The organism is Ensifer sp. BR816, from assembly GCF_000378985.1.
GTDB lineage: Bacteria > Pseudomonadota > Alphaproteobacteria > Rhizobiales > Rhizobiaceae > Sinorhizobium.
This window is the reverse complement of record NZ_KB905370.1, coordinates 6111948-6127971: the sequence shown is the minus strand read 5'-3', so window position 1 is coordinate 6127971 and position 16024 is coordinate 6111948. Positions and strand designations below refer to the sequence as shown.

Below are 16024 nucleotides of genomic sequence, written 5' to 3'. Positions count from 1 at the left end.
CTACCGCCACTGCCTGTGCCACCGCCGCCGCCGGTGCCACCGGTGCCGCCGGTGCCCCCGGAGCCGCCGGTGCCACCGGTGCCGCCGGTGCCACCGGAGCCGCCACCACCGCCGGAGCCACCACCGCCACCGGAGCCACCGCCGCCGCTGCCGCGGCTGGCGGTGTCGCTGCGATCATCTCGGCGCGTGTTCTTGCCAATGGTCGCGGTTGACAGAGGCGGGCACATTTTGATTTGCGCAGGAGTAAGAATTTTCGAGCGATTTATCGCAACGCAACACGCTGCAAAGTTGTCTTCTGTCAAAGGGCTGCATTGCGCAGTAGTCATACGTCGACGCTCTACTGCATTCGCATCCGTCGTAACGACAACGGATGCTATCGAGGCCGTAGAGAGAAGGAAGAACGTTTGGAAAATCGATCTATGAATTCTTTTCATTACTTAACTCCACGCAAAATATAACTACGAAAATAAATCCAATGATTTACTTAAAGATGTTTGGGGTCAATTTACGAATTATTAGTATGTCGCCATAACATCGCCCTATTCCGGGCTAATCAACCCCGGATTAACCCGTCTGATTTAATCTCTACGTCGGACGCGGGGGACGTTACGCCTGCCGTTGGAGAACACTTCATGAATCGCTTCATTGCGAAGACCGCATTCCTTTTGCTAATTTTTGCCCCGGTGGCTGCTGATGCGGGGACAATCATGAAAACTGCAGGCAAGGCGTTTGCACCGCCGGCCTTCGCTTCGTTCTGCTCACGCGAACCGCGGTTGTGCGGGACCAATGGCGGGAGAAAGGCCGTTGTCCTGCGTGCGGACAAGGCGAGTGAACTTCAGCAGATCAACAGCGCCGTCAACGCCCTTATCAAGGAGCGCAGCGACCGCGCGAATGTCGGTAAGGATGACGACTGGCGCGTGCCGACCACCTACGGAGACTGCGAGGATTTTGCGATCTTGAAGAAGCGCGAGCTCCTCAAGCGCGGCTGGCCGGCCTCCGCATTGCTGCTGACAGTGGCCCGCTATCGCGGCGATGGTCATACGGTGCTGACTGTCCGCACCAGCGAAGGCGATCTCGTGCTCGACAATCTGACCAATTCTGTCAGGGACTGGTCACGCACACCCTACGACTATTTCGCCCGCCAGTCGCAATCAAACGGTAGCCGCTGGGAGCGGATCGCCGGAGCACAGCAGATCTGACGGGCACCGTCCGGTGCGGGGCCGCGCGCTTCAATCGGCACTCAGCGCCACGGCGGGCTGCAGGCGTGAGGCATTGCGGGCCGGCAGGAAGCCGAAGAGCAGGCCGGTCAAGAAGGCGCAGGCAAAGGCGAGCGCCACCGGACCGGCGGTGAAGCTAACGGGCATGCCGAAGGTGCGGGCGACGTAAGCGGTGCCGAGGCCCGCAACGATGCCGATCGCGCCGCCGATGGCGGAAACGACCAGCGCCTCGACGATGAATTGCACCAGTATGTCGCGCCAGCGGGCGCCGGTCGCCATGCGTACGCCGATTTCGCGGGTTCGCTCGCTGACACTGACCAGCATGATGTTCATCACCCCGATGCCGACGAGAAGCGAGATCGCTGCGACGGAACCGAGGAAGAGCTTCATCGCGTTCGACGTCTCGGTAAAGGCCTCGCGTACGGAGGACATGTTGGTGATCTGCGTGTCCTCCTTCTTGTGGCGCTCGTTGAGGAGCGCCTGGATCCGTTCCTGGGTCAGGTCGATGTTTGCGGCGTCCTTCACCTTGATGGTGAGAGTGCGGATGTTGCGCTGGCCGAATATGCGCATGCTGCCGGTGGTGAGCGGCACGAGAACGACGTCGTCCTGATCGTTGCCGCCGGCGCTGGCGCCCATTTCGCTCATCACGCCGATCACCTGGAAGGGGATCTTGTTGACGAGCACATATTGGCCGATCGGATCGGAGCCGTCGGGAAAGAGGGTCTTGACCACCGTCTGCCCGAGGACCGTGACCGGCGCGTAGCCCTCCATGTCGTCGCGATTGATGAACTCGCCGCGTCCGATCGGCCAGGATTTCGCTGCGGTGAACTGCGGCACGGTTCCGTTGGCGGTCGTCTGATAGTCGATATTGCCGCGCCTGAGCGTCACGGTGCTCGTCATCTCCGGAACGGCGAAGGCGACATTCGGCAATTCGAGGATGGCATCGGCGTCCGCCGGCACGAGCGTGACGTTGCTGCCGCCAGCGCTGCCGCGGAAATTGGCCATGCTCGGGCGCACCAGCAAGAGGTCGGAGCCCATGGAGGAAATGCGGCTCAGCACCGAATCCTGCGCGCCGGTGCCGATCGCCAGCATGGCGACGACGGAGCCGACACCGATGACGATACCGAGCACCGTCAGGATCGTGCGGAAGAGGTTCGCCCGCAGCGCCCGCATCGCCATCTTGACCGCTTCCGAGACGTCGGCGAGTGCGGCAAGTCCCTCGCGCGTGCGCTGGGCAAGGCCGAAGCCGCTTCCGGATTGCTCCGGCCCTTCTTGACGCGATCGGCGATAATGCGGCCGTCACGTACCTCGATCAGCCGGTCGGCCCGCTCGGCCACCTCGCGCGAGTGGGTAATGACGATGACCGTGTGACCGTTCTCGTTCATCTCGCGTAGAAGTATATTTTCGTAATCATCGCCGCTGCGGCGGGTGAGGCCGAGCCGCAGTTCGACTATGTTGCTTGCAGCAGCGGCATGTTTCGACATCGGCAGAATTGGGGCTTGACGTCCTCCGGCCATCTCACTAAAACGGCGAACCGTACCGTACGGTACTGATGGAGTGGCTGCGAAGTGCAAGGCGTCGAAACGACAAGGGTGGCGGGTGCCGGAAGCGGCCTGACGGAGCGTCAGGGTGCCGTGCTCGAACAGGCGCTGCGGCTGCTTGTCGACGGCGGCGAGCGAGCGCTGACGACCGCCGGCGTTGCGCGCGCGGCGAACTGCTCCAAGGAAAGCCTCTACAAGTGGTTCGGCGATCGTGACGGGCTGCTTTCGGCGATGATCGCGTTCCAGGCGAGCAAGGTCAGGACGCTCGACGTTTCGGCCGAGGCGCTGGACGCAGCGGGCCTCAGGGCGCATCTTGTCGCCTTTGCCGAGGATCTGCTCAACGTGCTTGCCGGCGACGTCTCGCTGGCGCTCAACCGTCTGGCGATCGGCCAGGCAAGCCGCGAAGGCTCCAAGCTCGGCCGTCTGCTCGAGGAGCGCGGGCGCCGGCAGATCGGCCGCAGGGCAGGGGCACTGCTCGAGGCGGGCCGCAAGGCGGGGCTCCTCGCCTTCGGCGATGCGGACGAGGCCTATGGCGCGCTCTATGGGCTTGTCGTCTCCGACTGGCATCTGCGCATGCTGCTCGGCGAGGATCCGGGCGGCTTGAAGAAGAATTTCGGCCGCAGGGCTGAGCGGGCGGTCGACGCCTTTCTCGCTCTCTACGGCAGAAAAGGGTAACGGCGGCCGGATCGTCTGGACCGTCAAAGGGAAACGGACAAGCAAAGGGAAGGAAAGTTCAATGCGCGTCTATTACGATCGTGATGCCGATCTCAACCTCATCAAGTCGAAGAAGGTCGCCATCATCGGCTACGGCTCGCAGGGCCGCGCCCATGCGCTGAACCTCAAGGACTCCGGCGCACAGAACGTCGCCATCGCGCTGAAGGCCGGCTCGGCCACCGCGAAGAAGGCCGAAGCCGACGGCTTCAAGGTCATGACGGTTGCCGAGGCTGCCGCCTGGGCCGACTTGATGATGATGGCGACCCCGGACGAACTGCAGGCCGACATCTACAAGGCCGAAATCGCCGGCAATATCCGCGACGGTGCGGCGATCGCCTTCGCGCACGGCCTCAATGTTCACTTCGGCCTGATCGAGCCGAAGGCATCCGTCGACGTCGTCATGATCGCGCCGAAGGGCCCGGGCCACACGGTTCGCGGCGAATACCAGAAGGGCGGCGGCGTACCCTGCCTCGTCGCCGTTCACCAGAACGCCTCCGGCAACGCTCTCGATCTCGCGCTCTCCTACGCCTGCGGCGTCGGCGGCGGCCGCTCGGGCATCATCGAAACCAACTTCAAGGAAGAGTGCGAAACCGACCTCTTCGGCGAGCAGGTCGTTCTCTGCGGCGGTCTGGTCGAGCTCATCCGCGCCGGTTTCGAGACGCTGGTCGAAGCCGGCTATGCACCGGAAATGGCCTATTTCGAGTGCCTGCACGAAGTGAAGCTGATCGTCGACCTGATCTATGAAGGCGGCATCGCCAACATGAACTATTCGATCTCCAACACGGCCGAGTGGGGCGAATACGTCACCGGTCCGCGCATCATCACGGACGAGACCAAGGCCGAGATGAAGCGCGTGCTCAAGGACATCCAGACCGGCAAGTTCACCTCGGAATGGATGCAGGAATATCGCTCGGGTGCCGCCCGCTTCAAGGGCATCCGCCGGGTCAACGACGCCCACCAGATCGAGGAAGTCGGCGCCAAGCTGCGCGGCATGATGCCGTGGATCGGCAAGAACAAGCTGGTCGACAAGGCGAAGAACTAAGCATTTTGCAGTCAGGTGGAATCACCTGACGTCGCATAAATGCGGCAAAACAAACAGATTGAGCGGCGGCGCGAACGAATGTGAGCGCATCCCGCTCTAAGCCTTACCCTCCCAAGGCTGAGAAAGCCGGGGCTTCGTGCCTCGGCTTTTTCATTTGCGACGAAGGAAAGCGACTGATGGTGCGGACACGAGCCGCCGCATCACATCGGATCTTTGCCCTTCATGGCGTTGGCCATATGGGTCTTGCACTTTTCCTGGTCATTCGCCGCCAAAGCTTCCTTGGCCATGGTCAGCTCTTTCTGCGCCATCTCCTTGCGGCCCGAGTCGCTGATCTGACCTACGTCCGTTTCGAGCTTCGTCATGCCCGCCTGGTCGCAGACGACATCGGCCTGTGCGAGAGCGGGGGATACGCAGGCCGCCGATATTGCGGCTGCGACCAACAATTTCTTGAACATATGTACCTCCAATTGCCATCGCTTCGTGCGATACACGGGGCCAAACCGCCAGCGGGCGGTTCCGTTCCAAGGAGGCTGTCAGTCGCGATAGAAATTGCGCGGCCATTTGTGCGCACGTAGTTTCTCGCGTTGCTCGGCGTGAAGGCCGCGTCCGTCGCCGATCGCGCAATTGCGCTCGACATTGCGGACCGAGCGCATGCCGGGAATGACAGTCGATACGGCGGGGTGGCTGAGCACGAAGCGGAGTGCCGTTTCGGCGAGCGCGTCGGGTGCGATCTCCAGGTCCTCGACGACCTTTCGGACGCGCCCCTCGACTTCGCGCTTGCGCTCGCCGCGGAAATAGTTCTGGCGAAAATCGCCTTCCGGGAAAACCGAGTCAGCGCGGATCTGGCCGGTCAGGCCGCCTTCGTCGAGCGCGACGCGGACGATGACGCCGACCTTGTGGCGTTCGCAGACCGGAAACAACTGCTCTTCGGGCGCCTGCTCGAAGATGTTGTAGATCACCTGAACAGTGTCGACCACGCCGCTTTCGATGAGCTTCAGCGCATTGTGCGGTTCGTAGTCGTTGATCGAGACGCCGAAGAAGCGGATCTTGCCATCGCGCTTCAGCCGCTCGACCGCCTCCAGCCAGTCGCCGCGGCCGACCCACTCGTCCGACCAGACATGGAACTGCTGCACGTCGATCGTCTCGACGCCGAGATTGCGCAGGCTTGTTTCGGTTGAGGCGATGACGTGATCGGCTGGAAAGCCGTCCTCGACCGGCGTGCCCGGACGAGCCGGCCATATCCGGTTCTTCGGCGGGATCTTTGTCGCGACGTGGATCGTCTCCGACCGTTCGCGCAGCAGCTTGCCGACCAGTCTTTCGCTATGGCCGTCGCCGTAGCCGAGCGCGGTGTCGATGAAATTCAGCCCGAGGTCGATTGCGCGGTTGAGGGCTCGCGCAGACTCCTCGTCGTTCGCGCCCTGCCAGCCGCTGTTGCCGATGCCCCAGGCACCGTAGCCGATTTCGGAGATGCGCAGGCCGGTGCGGCCAAGTGTTCTGTGGTGCATGGCGTTCTCGCTGGTGTTGAATCGAGATGAGGGGGGAACGCCTGTTACCTAGGCCCCGGCCTTCCGAAGTCAAATCTCCGGCTTCTCCGCCGCCACATGCAGCCAGCGCGTCGGCCTGCCGTCATAGCCGCTGCCGTCGGCTTCGGTGATTTCGATCGCCGTCCAGCTCGTTTCCTCGAACTGCCGCAGAAGCCAATCGTGCGAGGGATAGTTGTAGTAGCGGCCGAAATCGTCGCGACCCTCGCCATTGCCGGCCTTGAAGCTTGCGTGCAGCATACCACCAAACTTGAGAGCCCGGAGGAGGCGGGTGAGCACATCCGGAAGGGCCGTACGCGGCACATGCAGCAGGCAGGCCTCCGCCCAGATGCCGTCGAAGCGCTGCCGCCAGGAAAACTCTTCGAAGCGGACGACCCCAACGGGCCGGCCGAGCAGGCGTTCGGCCTCGGCCGCAAGTTCCGGCGATCCATCCGTCGGCGTGACGTCGAAGCCGCGGGCGAGCATATAGGCGCTGTCCTGACCGCCGCCGCAGCCGACCTCCAGCACGGCGGCGCCGGGTGTCAGCTGCGCCAGGAACTTGTCGAGCCTTACGGCGGGCGTCCGGCGAGCGCGACCCGCATAGGCGGCGGCGTTGTCGCGGTAAAACCGGGTGTTGCCGTCATCGATTGTCGTCATGTCGTGCTCCTTAGGGGCCGGGCGTTGTAGCATCGTTCCGGGCGACCAAGCGCCGCGGGGAACGATGCCACGTGATAGCGCGTTTGCGCATCCGGCATCTTACGGGGTCGCCGGAACAGCCCGCACTCTGTATGCTGAGGCGAGCTGGATTCGAGTGGCGAATCGTGCAACGGGTCTACAATCTATAGGTTGTGCCTTCGGCGCGGAGGCCGAGCGAGGATCAAGGACCATGTCCGAAACGCGTCGCAAGCTGACAACCATCTTCTGTGCCGACGTCCAGGACTATTCGCGCCTGATGGGGGCCGATGAAGAGGGAACGCTTGCCACCCTCAAGCACTACCGCGATGCCATGGCGCGTCTGATCGAATCGCATGACGGCCGAGTCGTCAACACCTGGGGCGACGGGCTGATCGCAGAGTTCCCGAGCGTGGTGGAGGCGGTGAGGGCGGCCGTCGATGTCCAGAACGAACTGGCCGGATTGAACGCCGGGCTGCCAAGCGCGGCGCGGATGTTCTTCCGCATCGGGATCAATCTCGGCGACGTGATTGCCGAAGGCAACGACATCTACGGCGACGGCGTCAACATCGCCTCCCGGCTGCAAGCATCCGCACCCGCCGGCGGCGTCGTCATTTCCAACACGGTCTATGATCAGGTGCGCAACAAGGTGGCCGTCGGTTTCGACTTTCTCGGCCAGCTCGAGGTCAAGAACATCGAAGGCGGCGTTCCGAGCTATGCGGTGCGGATCGGCGCGGCGGAGGACCGCGCCTCGTCGACGGCCAGCGCGGTCTTCGGGCGCCAGGCCCAGCCGACGCAGACTGCTGCCGTCGAGCCCGCCCGACCGAAAAGGTGGACATATCGCACACTCGGCTGGATCGCGGCCGGCATTGTCGGGATAAACCTTCTTTCGTGGCAGGGTGAGTTCTGGGCGGTCTGGCCTCTCTTCGGGATGGGGCTGGCCGCGGCATTCCTCTGGATCAGGACTACGCAGCTGGACCGTGGATTTGCCACGCTGGTACTGACCGGGATCGCCGTCGTCACGATCAATCTTCTCACCTGGAGCGGAACGTTCTGGGCCCGCTGGCCGCTGCTCGGCCTGGCGATCGTCGCCGGAGTTCGATGGGTCAAGCGCGGACGCGGCAGCCTCAGACGCTGAGCGAATGACGCGGGGCGCTCGGGCCACGCGGACCCACAGCGATGTCAACGGTTCTCGGAAGATGGTAGACTTGGTCTTCCAACTCTCAATAGGGGGCTCGTGATGAAACGACGCTGTGGAGCGAGCTTTCTGGCACCTGCGGCGCTGGCCACCTTGGCTTTCGTTGCGATCGCTTATGCCGGCCCGACGAATGACTTGATCGCAGCAGCCAAGAAAGAAGGGCAGCTCAATGTCATTGCGCTGCCTCGCGATTGGTGCGGTTACGGCGGCATCATCGACGGCTTCAAGGCGAAATACGGTTTGGCGGTCAGAGAACTCAAGCCTGAGGCGGGATCGGAAAAACAGATCCAGGCGATTAAGGCGGGGATCGGGGCCGGCCGAGAGAGGCCGGATGTGATCGATGTCGGCATCTCCTTTGGCCCAGCTGCAAGAAAGGACGGCTTGCTGCAGCCCTACAAGGTTTCCACCTGGGACACGATCCCGGACGCCGTCAAGGATGCGGACGGTCATTGGTATGGCGACTACTACGGGGTGCTCGTTTTCGAGATCAATGCGGACCGGGTCTCGACGATGCCGCGGGATTGGGCCGACCTCACTTCGCCGGACTACAAAAGCGCGATCGCGCTTGCCGGCGACCTCGCTTCGAACCAGGCCATCCTCGGTGTTTACGCCGCGGGCCTGTCCAAAACGGACCGAAACGTCGAAGAAGCTGCGAGGCTGGGGCTGCGGTTCTTCGCGGATCTCAACAGCAAAGGCAATTTCGTTCCGCTCGTCGGTAGCACCGACACACTCGTGGACGGCCGCACACCGATCCTCATCCGCTGGGAATATCTTGCGCTGGGTGATCGCGACCGCTTCAAGGGAAAAACCAGGATCGAGGTCGTTAGACCCAAGACGGGCGTCATTGCCGGCGTCTATGTCCAGGCGATCAGTGCCTTTGCTCCGCATCCGAACGCCGCCCGGCTGTGGATGGAGCACCTCTACTCGGACGAGGCGCAACTTGCCTGGCTGAAGGGCCATTGTGAGCCGATCCGCCTGGCTGACCTGATACGCAAGGGTGCGATACCTGTCGATTGGCGCGAGAGACTGCGGCAAATCGAGCGTGATCGCGACGCCTCGGACCCGGCCTTTCCGAGCATCCAGGAACAGGAAAGGGCGCGAGACGTCATCATCAAAGGATGGGACGACATCGTCGGCGTGAAGATTGAATGTGAGCCTCCGCAGGTTGATCCCGGCCCGATCGCCTTCAATACCAACCGCGCCTGCCAGGCTCCCGTTCCGCAATAGTCGCCATGCCGCGGCGGCGATCCGCCATGTTCCTGACGACGGCGGGGATCGGAATATAGGTCAGCAATATTGACATAAATCGCGCGTTGTGATCATCTCCGGCCCACGCCAAGAGGAGGGCCGCATGCTCAATTGGAAAGGTATTTTTGCCACGCGCTCGAGCCGGATGAAGGCTTCGGAAATCCGCGAGCTCTTGAAGCTGCTCGACCGTCCCGAGATCATCTCCTTTGCCGGCGGCATTCCCGATCCCGAGCTTTTCCCCGACGCCGAATTTCGCCAAGCCTATGCCGAGATTTTCGGCGGACCGGCAGTGACCGCTGCCCTGCAATATTCGGTCAGCGAAGGATATCGGCCCCTGCGTGAATGGCTCGCCAGGCAGATGGCGGCTCTCGGTATCCCGGCGACGGTCGACAACATCTTCATCACCTCCGGTTCGCAGCAGGGGCTCGATTATCTCGGCAAGCTGTTTCTCTCGCCGAAGGACACGGCGCTCGTCACCTGGCCGACCTATCTTGGCGCGCTGCAGGCCTTCAATGCCTATGAGCCGAACTATGATCAGTTGAATCCGGGCGGCAACCGCACCCCGGAGGCCTATGTGCAGGCGGCGGCCGAGGCGGGCGGGCGGGTCAAGTTCGCCTATCTTTCGGCCGATTTCGCCAATCCGACCGGGGAGACGGTGGATCGCGCCGGCCGTGAGCGGGTGCTGGATCTCGCCGAAGAACTCGGCATCCCGGTCATTGAGGATGCGGCCTACCAGTCTCTGCGCTACGACGGCGAGGCGATCCCGCCGATCCTGGCGCTGGAGATCGCCCGCAAGGGCGACATCAACAGCGCCCGGACAATCTACTGCGGAAGCTTCTCGAAGACGCTGGCCCCTGGGCTTCGCGTCGGCTGGGTCTGTGCGGCCGAGCCGGTGATCCGCAAGCTGGTGCTCATGAAGCAGGCGGCCGACCTCCATTCCTCGACCATCAACCAGATGGCGATCTGCACCGTTGCCGAACGCGGCTTCGACGAACAGGTGGCGAAGATCCATAAAGCCTACAAGCACCGCCGCAACGCCATGCTTGCGGCGCTCGAAAGATACATGCCGGCCGGCGTCACCTGGACGAAGCCGGAAGGCGGCATGTTCGTGTGGGTCACGCTGCCGAAGGGCATGGACGGCGCCGCACTCCTCGCCAAATCGATCCAGACCGCCAAGGTCGCCTTCGTCCCCGGGCGCGCGTTCTTCGCAGACGGCTCCGGCGAAAACACGCTGCGTTTGAGCTTCTCCTGCGCCAACGACAAGATGATCGACGAAGGAATCCGCCGGCTTGGCGATTTGATTCGCGGTGGGGTCGCAGAAGCCGCCTAAGGACATTTTTCCACAAATGATGGCTGTCGCGTTAGACGGCGCCTCATGCAGCAACAATATGGTTGAAGTTTTCGCCTCAAATCGTTGCTTTTGAGGGAATTTTCCAGAGTAGCCCAGCGGTTTGTCCGCCGCTTGGCGAACGGTCAAGTCACCCGTTTGAGCGCTCATGTAACCCATTGCGCGAGCGATCAAACCGGCAGGCCCCTTATTGAGGCCATATTCTGAATCAGGATCACGCCCGTCACGCCGCGCTGCAGCAAGAATGCTGCGGTGCGATAGGAACTTTGCCTCCCGGTTGCGGATAGCCTTCGCCCGGGTGGGCCAGGGACAGGGCGTCGTTCGTATGAGTATTCAAGCCTCCTCGGGACGGTTTCGTCCGGACATCGAAGGATTGCGCGCCTTGGCGGTCTCCGGTGTCATCGCCTTTCACTTCGGGATGACAGGACTGCCGGGCGGGTTCGTCGGGGTCGACATCTTCTTCGTCATTTCAGGCTTTCTGATCACCAGGCATCTGCAACAGGAGATTGCGAAGAGCGGAACAGTCGATCTCTGGCGCTTCTATGCGCGGCGTGCCCGCCGCCTGCTTCCCGCCTCGCTGTTCGTCATCCTGACCACGCTGCTTTTCGGCTATTTCATCCTCGCGCCGTCCGAACAGCAATTCTATTCCAAGGGGTCGTTGTTCGCCTCGGCTTACATGATCAATCTTTGGCTGATCCGCTGGACCGTCGATTATTTCGCCGCGGACGCATCAAACAACCCGTTCATCCATTTCTGGTCGCTCTCGGTCGAGGAGCAATTCTATCTGGTCTGGCCGGCGCTGCTCCTGATCTTCGCGCGGCTTCGACCGGGCAAGGGCGGTCTCTTCGTTCTCCTTGCCATCGTCGCCGCCATCTCGTTTGCACTCTGCTGGCACATGACGGCCGTATCCCAACCTTGGGCCTTCTATTTCTCGCCGTTGCGCGCATGGGAGTTTGCCTTCGGCGGCCTTGCATCGATGGCGCTACCGCAGCAATGGGCGCGGCGCTCTCGGTTTTCGCCCGCCCTCGGCTGGCTCGGGCTCTTCCTGATCGCCACGGCCTATCTGACCGTGACGGAGGAGATACCCTTTCCCGGTTCAATCGCGCTCGTGCCGGTTCTCGGCACGGTGATGGTGCTCCTGAGCGGCGCCCATGAGGGAGCGGCAGGCCCGAAATCCGTCCTCGCGCTTCGGCCGTTGCAGGAGATCGGAAAGCTCTCCTATTCGCTTTATCTTTGGCACTGGCCAGTCATCGTCTATACAGGCATTGTCGAACCGGAACTCTCGCTCGTCGACCGGCTTCTGTGCCTGTCGGTCACGCTCGTTCTGTCGCTCTTCAGCTACCACTTCATCGAAAACCCGATCCGCCACAACGGCTGGCTGGCGGCGAAGACGGCGCGGTCGCTGGGCCTCGCCGCGCTGCTCACCGGGACCGGCACGACGCTCGCCTATGGCAGCGCCGCCCTGGCAGGCTACAGCCTCGATGGTGAGCAGCGGCAGATCCAGCAAAGCGCCGAACGCAAATCGGCGGCGCGTGAATTCGATTCGGCCTGCGTACTCGAAAGGGAAGCAGTGCAGCCGAAGGCTTGCTCATTCGGCGCCGCCAAGCCGAAGAAGACCGTCGTCCTTCTCGGTGATTCCCATGCGGATCATTGGTCGACGCCGCTCAAGAAGATCGCAGAAGACAATGGATGGCGGCTCGTCACCTATCTGAAGTCGTCGTGCCCGGCGGCGGACGTACCGACCTGGAACGGCGTGCTGATGCGGAACTATGACGAGTGCGATGCCTGGAAGCGCCGGGCCTTCGGCGAGATCGCTGCGCTGAAGCCGGATGTAGTGATCCTCTCGCAATACTCGTCGAGCTATGTCAGGAACGGCATCAACTCCGTGTCCAGCCACCAGATGGATGTTCGGGAGTGGGCAAAAGGCATCAAGCGCTCCGTGGAGGCGCTGGAACGCGCGGGCAGCGACGTCGTCCTGCTTCGCGACGTGCCGGTACACAAATCCTACCTCGACAAATGCGTCGCGCGCGCAGTCTGGCAGGACAGGAGCCCAAGCGATTGCGACACGCCGCGGAGCGAGGCGGTTGAGGAAACCATTCCCGCCGCGGAGCGAAAGGTCGCTGCCGAGACGCATGCGTCCTATGTCGATGTGGTCGATCTGTTCTGCAACGGGACAACGTGCCCGGCGCTGATCGACGGCAAGCTCACCTTCCGCGACCGTCATCATATCGCGACGCCCTATGCGGAATCGCTCGCGCCGTCCCTTGAACGGGCGATCTTTGGAAGCCGCTCCGGCGCCCAGGAGGATGGATGGCCGCGGGCGAAGGAAAGAGGCGAGCCCGCAAAGTTGTAGTGACGCTCATTGCAACCAAGGTCCAGCAGGTGCAAACTCATGGTGCGCGAAGAGAGGAGGCGAGGCGGTTCCGCGCCTCGTTTCCGCGGGCAGTGGTCTTGCGAAGGGGGAGGTTCAGCAATGGCGGATCGAAGCGAACTGGAAAGGGCCGTGCAGACGATATACGGCGCGCGAAATGAAAATGACCTCGATACCATCATGGCGTGGTTCGACCCCGCCTGCCGCTTCCGGATTGTCGGGAGCACTTGGCTGGGGCTGATGACACAGCCGGTGAACGGTACGGATTCCATTCGAAGCTCCATCCAGGCGCTGCTCGAAAACTGGGACCTTTCCGGCGTCAGCACCGTCAGCCTGCACGTCGATGGCGACACCGTGTGCGTGCATCGCGCCGGCCCGGTGCGGTTCATTCCGTCCAATACTTCGAAGGAGATGGAACTGATGGACAAGTTCACCTTCAAGGATGGGCGCGTCGTTGACTTCGCCGAGTTCGTGGACACGCTGGAAGTAGCGGAAACCGTCGGCCTGCTCAGCCGCTGATCCACTCATCGCATTTAGAAGCTATGCGGGCGGCTAGCCGCGGCCGCATCCCTGTCAAACATGCGGCCCGAGCAGCGACAGATCGGCGGCGCCGAGCCGGTCCTTGGCGGTCCAGAGCTGGTGCCAATAGGGATAGATGACCGGCGGCAGGCTGACGGCGTCGAGCAGTTCGCGTTCCTCGTCGCTGAGCTTGAGGCTGGCGGCGGCTAGGTTGTCGCGGAACTGCGCCTCGGTGCGGCCGCCGATGATCACCGAAGTGACCGCCTTGCGGCCGATCAGCCAGGCGAGCGCCACCTGCGCAGGAGAGACATTGCGCTCGGCAGCGATCGCCACCAGCATGTCGACGATCTTCCAGAGCCGTTCCTCGTCGCGGATCGGCGGCTCGTTCCAGCCGGCGAACTGGCGGGTACCTTCCGGTGACTGGCCGCGGCGGTGCTTGCCGGAGAGGAGGCCGCCGGCAAGCGGGCTCCAGACGAGGATGCCGAGGCCCTGGTCGATCGAGATCGGAACCAGTTCGTATTCGGCCTCGCGGGCCTCCAGCGTATAATGGATCTGCTGGCTGACGAAGCGCTGGCGGTGTTCCAGCGCGCTGATGCCGAGCGCCTTCATGATGTGCCAGCCGGAATAGTTGGAGCAGCCGATGTAGCGCACCTTGCCCTGGCGCACGAGCGTGTCGAGCGCTTCCATCGTTTCCTCGAGCGGCGTCTGGCCGTCCCATTCGTGCACCTGGTAGAGGTCGATGACGTCGGTCTTCAGCCGCTTGAGGCTCGCCTCGCAGGCGCTGATCAGGTGTTGGCGCGACAGGCCGCCGTCATTCGGACTCGGGCCCATGGAGAAGCGCGCCTTAGTGGCGAGAAGCACGCCGTTCTTGCGCTTGCCGCCCAAAACCTCGCCCAGAATCTCCTCGCAGGTGCCGGTCGAATAGATATCGGCCGTGTCGATGAGGTTGACGCCGGCATCGAGGCAGAGGTCGACATAGCGGCGCGCGTCCTCGACGCCGACATTGCCGACCTGGGCGAACTTGCCGCCGCCGCCGATGGTCATCGTTCCCATGGTGACGGTCGAAATCTTGAGGCCGGAGCGGCCGAGCAGACGATATTCCATTGTCTCGCTCCTTTGCGTGCTTGTTGCCGGAAAGGGTAGCGGGCAAGGGCGGGAAAGCAAGCCGCAAAAGGCGGCCTGCCAAAGCGGTCAAAGAAAGCGTGCCGGCATCGCGTCCCTGTAGGGGAACATGTGGAAATAGGGTTTCGCCTCAGCGAGCGTGCGTTGGAAGGAAGGACGCTCGAGCAGCCGCTCGAAATAGGCCGAAAGGTTCGGATGGGTCTCGCCGAAGGGCTGCACGATGCCGGCATAGAAGAGGGCGGGCGCGGCGGCGCAATCGGCGATGGTGAAGGCGTCGCCGACCGCAAAGCGCCGGTCCGTGAGCTGGCGCTCGGCCAGATCATAGGCGGTGGCGAGCGACGCGCGGGCGTCGGCTACACCGCGACGGTCGTTTTCGCCCGGCGCACGCAACGTGTCGGTGACGATCTTCTGCATCGGCACGTGGATATAGAGATCGAAGAAGCGGTCCCACAGCCGTGCCTCGAGCGCCACTGCCTCGTCGCGGGGGATCAGCGGCTCGTTGCCGGGATAGTGGCGATCGAGATATTCGATGATGATCGAGGTTTCCGGCACGATCCTGTCGCGGGCGCCGTCGTTGAGCACCGGGATCTTGCCGACCGGCCAGACCTCCAGGTAGCGGGCGTTCTCCTGCGGGTCCATGAGATCGACGATCCGCGCCTCGAAGGGCGTCCCGGCTTCATAGAGCGCGATCAGCACCTTGTGGCAGAAGGAAGCGAGCGGGTGGAGGTAGAGGGTCAGAGCCATGGAGGTGCCTATGATGATTGGTTGCGTTTCGCAATCAGTATAGCGCACCAATGTGAAGTGAAAAGGGGAGTCTTCGCGATTCAGCCGGCGCGAAGGCCCCATCGTCAGCTCGGATCCGTTTCCCGCTCCGCCGCGAAAGCCCCGACGAAGCGCTGGAGGCTTTGCTTGACGAAGTCGGTGACTGGCATGCACGGATCGAAGCTCCACCAGAGGAGCGCCCCCTGCCATTGGGCGGCCATCATCAGGCCGATGCCGGCGGGGGCGGCGGGCACGCGCGCGAAACGCTCCTCGACCGCCGCGGAGAGCACGTCGCGCCAGGCGGCGCCGCGGGCGCGCAACAGTGGATCGCGGAGGTCCTCGCGCAGGATCAGGAGATCGTCGGCGTAGCTTTCGATGCCGCCGTAGTCGCCGGAGAGCCCGACGAGCAGGGCGACGGCGCCCGCCGGCGTCTTCGGCGTGGCGGCTGCCAGTTCCGCCGTCAGCCGGTCAAGGCGGTCCCAGGCCTGCAGCAAGGCCGCCTGGATGAGGCCGGATTTGGTCTCGAAACGCTGCACCAGGGTCGAAGGGGAAAGGCCGCAGGCGGCGGAGAGGGTGGCGAAAGTCAAGCCTTCCGGCCCCTCCATGCGCATGAGGTTCAGGGCGGCGCCGAGCACCTCTTCGTTTGGCAGGGTCTTGGGGCGTGGCATTTTTGACCTTTATTTATAACCGAATAAGCGTTTATATATGCACGTGCCGGTCAAGGCCAGAGGATTTCTCAGGGAGGATGAC

At 62.9% G+C, this 16024-nt stretch carries 14 protein-coding genes and 2 pseudogenes; 8 read left to right on the top strand and 8 right to left on the bottom strand.

The genetic code is table 11. The features are described from left to right. Window positions 1-434: pseudogene (locus RHIBR816_RS38615) on the bottom strand (hypothetical protein); the annotation flags it as partial. A gap of 198 nt (window positions 435-632) precedes the next feature. Between RHIBR816_RS38615 and RHIBR816_RS0129585 the strand changes: the two are divergent. Further along, window positions 633-1199, top strand: a complete 567-nt coding sequence (locus tag RHIBR816_RS0129585; protein WP_018240200.1) for a transglutaminase-like cysteine peptidase — start codon at window positions 633-635, stop codon at window positions 1197-1199. Between the two features lie 30 nt (window positions 1200-1229). Here RHIBR816_RS0129585 and RHIBR816_RS34690 read toward each other — a convergent pair. Beyond that, window positions 1230-2650: pseudogene (locus tag RHIBR816_RS34690) on the bottom strand (ABC transporter permease); the annotation flags it as partial. A 135-nt stretch (window positions 2651-2785) separates the two neighbouring features. Here RHIBR816_RS34690 and RHIBR816_RS0129575 point away from each other — a divergent pair. Then, on the top strand, window positions 2786-3433 hold the full coding sequence (locus tag RHIBR816_RS0129575) for a TetR/AcrR family transcriptional regulator C-terminal domain-containing protein (protein WP_026187579.1): 648 nt from the start codon (window positions 2786-2788) through the stop codon (window positions 3431-3433). Between the two features lie 61 nt (window positions 3434-3494). After that, on the top strand, window positions 3495-4514 hold the full coding sequence (ilvC, locus tag RHIBR816_RS0129570) for a ketol-acid reductoisomerase (RefSeq protein ID WP_014328859.1): 1020 nt from the start codon (window positions 3495-3497) through the stop codon (window positions 4512-4514). A 200-nt stretch (window positions 4515-4714) separates the two neighbouring features. Here ilvC and RHIBR816_RS0129565 read toward each other — a convergent pair whose 3' ends face one another. From RHIBR816_RS0129565 to RHIBR816_RS0129555, 3 genes are all read right to left on the bottom strand, one after another. Continuing rightward, entirely contained in the window at window positions 4715-4969 is a 255-nt protein-coding gene (locus RHIBR816_RS0129565; protein WP_018240198.1) for a hypothetical protein, read from the bottom strand. A gap of 78 nt (window positions 4970-5047) precedes the next feature. Further along, a complete protein-coding gene (locus tag RHIBR816_RS0129560) occupies window positions 5048-6019 on the bottom strand; it encodes an aldo/keto reductase (protein ID WP_018240197.1) in 972 nt (323 codons plus the stop codon). A 69-nt stretch (window positions 6020-6088) separates the two neighbouring features. Continuing rightward, the gene (locus RHIBR816_RS0129555) at window positions 6089-6691 is read right to left on the bottom strand and encodes a bifunctional 2-polyprenyl-6-hydroxyphenol methylase/3-demethylubiquinol 3-O-methyltransferase UbiG (protein ID WP_018240196.1); all 603 of its coding nucleotides are present in this window, start codon (window positions 6689-6691) and stop codon (window positions 6089-6091) included. A gap of 229 nt (window positions 6692-6920) precedes the next feature. Between RHIBR816_RS0129555 and RHIBR816_RS0129550 the strand changes: the two genes are divergently transcribed. The 5 genes from RHIBR816_RS0129550 (at window position 6921) to RHIBR816_RS0129530 (ending at window position 13390) form a co-directional block, all read left to right on the top strand. Further along, on the top strand, window positions 6921-7844 hold the full coding sequence (locus RHIBR816_RS0129550) for an adenylate/guanylate cyclase domain-containing protein (protein ID WP_018240195.1): 924 nt from the start codon (window positions 6921-6923) through the stop codon (window positions 7842-7844). A gap of 102 nt (window positions 7845-7946) precedes the next feature. Beyond that, window positions 7947-9131, top strand: a complete 1185-nt coding sequence (locus tag RHIBR816_RS34685) for an ABC transporter substrate-binding protein (protein WP_084811208.1) — start codon at window positions 7947-7949, stop codon at window positions 9129-9131. A gap of 124 nt (window positions 9132-9255) precedes the next feature. Next, window positions 9256-10482: a PLP-dependent aminotransferase family protein gene (locus RHIBR816_RS0129540; RefSeq protein ID WP_018240193.1), complete on the top strand. Its 1227-nt coding sequence runs from the start codon at window positions 9256-9258 to the stop codon at window positions 10480-10482. Between the two features lie 343 nt (window positions 10483-10825). Further along, window positions 10826-12853 carry an acyltransferase family protein gene (locus RHIBR816_RS0129535; RefSeq protein ID WP_026187575.1) on the top strand — a complete coding sequence of 676 codons (2028 nt, stop codon included), beginning with the start codon at window positions 10826-10828 and terminating at the stop codon, window positions 12851-12853. A gap of 120 nt (window positions 12854-12973) precedes the next feature. Next, entirely contained in the window at window positions 12974-13390 is a 417-nt protein-coding gene (locus RHIBR816_RS0129530; RefSeq protein ID WP_018240191.1) for a nuclear transport factor 2 family protein, read from the top strand. Window positions 13391-13444: 54 nt separating this feature from the next. Here RHIBR816_RS0129530 and RHIBR816_RS0129525 read toward each other — a convergent pair whose 3' ends face one another. From RHIBR816_RS0129525 to RHIBR816_RS0129515, 3 genes are all read right to left on the bottom strand, one after another. Next, window positions 13445-14494: an aldo/keto reductase gene (locus RHIBR816_RS0129525; protein ID WP_018240190.1), complete on the bottom strand. Its 1050-nt coding sequence runs from the start codon at window positions 14492-14494 to the stop codon at window positions 13445-13447. Window positions 14495-14581: 87 nt separating this feature from the next. Continuing rightward, window positions 14582-15256 (bottom strand): glutathione S-transferase family protein, encoded by a 675-nt coding sequence (locus RHIBR816_RS0129520; RefSeq protein ID WP_018240189.1) that lies wholly within the window; start codon window positions 15254-15256, stop codon window positions 14582-14584. Window positions 15257-15360: 104 nt separating this feature from the next. Next, window positions 15361-15942 carry a TetR/AcrR family transcriptional regulator gene (locus RHIBR816_RS0129515; protein ID WP_026187574.1) on the bottom strand — a complete coding sequence of 194 codons (582 nt, stop codon included), beginning with the start codon at window positions 15940-15942 and terminating at the stop codon, window positions 15361-15363. Window positions 15943-16024: the final 82 nt, after the last annotated feature.

Bases quoted from the DNA above. Each gene is read 5' to 3' on its own strand.
- RHIBR816_RS0129585 (WP_018240200.1), top strand. From the start codon at position 633: ATGAATCGCTTCATTGCGAAGACCGCATTCCTTTTGCTAATTTTTGCC.
- RHIBR816_RS0129535 (WP_026187575.1), top strand. From the start codon at position 10,826: ATGAGTATTCAAGCCTCCTCGGGACGGTTTCGTCCGGACATCGAAGGA.
- RHIBR816_RS0129560 (WP_018240197.1), bottom strand. From the start codon at position 6,019: ATGCACCACAGAACACTTGGCCGCACCGGCCTGCGCATCTCCGAAATC.
- RHIBR816_RS0129520 (WP_018240189.1), bottom strand. From the start codon at position 15,256: ATGGCTCTGACCCTCTACCTCCACCCGCTCGCTTCCTTCTGCCACAAG.
- RHIBR816_RS0129540 (WP_018240193.1), top strand. From the start codon at position 9,256: ATGCTCAATTGGAAAGGTATTTTTGCCACGCGCTCGAGCCGGATGAAG.
- RHIBR816_RS0129515 (WP_026187574.1), bottom strand. From the start codon at position 15,942: ATGCCACGCCCCAAGACCCTGCCAAACGAAGAGGTGCTCGGCGCCGCC.
- RHIBR816_RS0129565 (WP_018240198.1), bottom strand. From the start codon at position 4,969: ATGTTCAAGAAATTGTTGGTCGCAGCCGCAATATCGGCGGCCTGCGTA.
- RHIBR816_RS0129530 (WP_018240191.1), top strand. From the start codon at position 12,974: ATGGCGGATCGAAGCGAACTGGAAAGGGCCGTGCAGACGATATACGGC.
- RHIBR816_RS0129555 (WP_018240196.1), bottom strand. From the start codon at position 6,691: ATGACGACAATCGATGACGGCAACACCCGGTTTTACCGCGACAACGCC.
- RHIBR816_RS0129550 (WP_018240195.1), top strand. From the start codon at position 6,921: ATGTCCGAAACGCGTCGCAAGCTGACAACCATCTTCTGTGCCGACGTC.
- RHIBR816_RS0129525 (WP_018240190.1), bottom strand. From the start codon at position 14,494: ATGGAATATCGTCTGCTCGGCCGCTCCGGCCTCAAGATTTCGACCGTC.
- ilvC (WP_014328859.1), top strand. From the start codon at position 3,495: ATGCGCGTCTATTACGATCGTGATGCCGATCTCAACCTCATCAAGTCG.
- RHIBR816_RS34685 (WP_084811208.1), top strand. From the start codon at position 7,947: ATGAAACGACGCTGTGGAGCGAGCTTTCTGGCACCTGCGGCGCTGGCC.